1 protein-coding gene is annotated in these 1,393 nt (G+C 40.8%); it reads left to right on the top strand.

All coding sequences use genetic code 11. The features are described from left to right. Positions 1-75 precede the first annotated feature (75 nt). Positions 76-1,380, top strand: a complete 1,305-nt coding sequence (locus NI469_RS15640; RefSeq protein ID WP_005104965.1) for an IS4 family transposase — start codon at positions 76-78, stop codon at positions 1,378-1,380. The last annotated feature ends 13 nt before the right edge of the window (positions 1,381-1,393 follow it).

Genomic DNA, 1,393 nt, shown 5'->3' with positions numbered 1-1,393 from the left:
GTAATGCCAGTCAGTTAAGCAGACATTAGAAAAATGTAGTAAAAATGAGTGTATGCCAATACGCTCATTTTTTTTATGACTTTATCTGAAAATTTAGATTGCACCCTTCAACATTCTTTGCCTTCACTCAGCCATTTCAGTGAACTCATTGATTTAAACTGGATTAAAGAAAGCCTACATCAAACAGGTAAGGCTTCTATCAGGAGAAGAAAATTACCTGCCGAACATGTGGTATGGCTGGTAATTGGGCTTGCCCTATTTCGAGATCAACCGATCGGGTATGTCGTAGAGCAACTAAAACTTGTGTTTGGTACAACAGAATATTGTGTCCCCAGTGCAGCAGTGCAAGCACGACAACGTTTAGGACGAGAGCCCTTGAATACCTTGTTTTCTCTACTCAGCCAAGCCTGGTTTGAAGAATCCCAACAGCAATACTCAAACTTTCATGGCCTTAGTGTATGTGCTGTTGACGGGGTGGTTTGGTCTATGCCTTATACAGACGAGAATTTTGAACACTTTGGCTCATCTAAGGGTAAAACCGCTGCAGCCCCTTATCCACAAGTGAGAGCAACCTGCCTGGTAAATACCAGCACCCATGAAATCATTGATGCCCAAATAGGTAGCATGGATCAGGGTGAACTTACACTGGCAAATCGATTATGTCCTCCATCGCATAGTATTACCTTGTTTGATCGAGCCTATTTCTCTGCTGATTTCTTGATTGACTGGCAAACACGAGTAGAAGCCAGTCATTGGTTAATGAGAGCAAAAGATAATTTACGCTATGAGATCATTAAACGTAATTCCCCGCATGACTTTCAAATCAAAATGCCTCTTTCAGCTAGAGCCAGGAAGCTAAATCCATCATTAGGAGAATATTGGGAAGCGCGTTTGATTGAAGTTGAGCAGGCAGGGAAAATTAGACGTTATATCACTTCATTAATGGATTCAAAGGCATATCCACTGATAGGCTTGGCGAAGCTTTATGCCCAGCGCTGGGAAATAGAAATGTGTTACCGAGAAATCAAAAGTGATTTACAGGAAGGTAAGCATTTGAGGAGCAAGCAACCTGATTTAATTTATCAAGAATTATGGGGGGTCTTCATTGCCTATAATATTCTAAGAAGACAAATGAAACATATGGCTCAACGTGCAAAAGTCAGTCCTTTGAGAATCAGCTTTCATATTGCCTCTATCAGCATCCTGAATATATTAAGATTTGATTCTTTAGACTCCGCAGGGAATTTACCTAAACATCTAGAAAGTTTACTGGAGAAATCGAGGAGGTATGTTTTGCCTGAGAGAAGGGTTAGAAGTTGCCCACGAGTTGTGAAAGGAAAACCGCAGAAATACCCAAGAAAATGCCAGTCAATTTCTTAACTGACTGGCATTA

The sequence above is a fragment of the Acinetobacter lwoffii genome (assembly GCF_024129735.1).
Lineage (GTDB): Bacteria > Pseudomonadota > Gammaproteobacteria > Pseudomonadales > Moraxellaceae > Acinetobacter > Acinetobacter lwoffii_H.
This window is presented reverse-complemented; position numbering and strand designations above follow the sequence as displayed.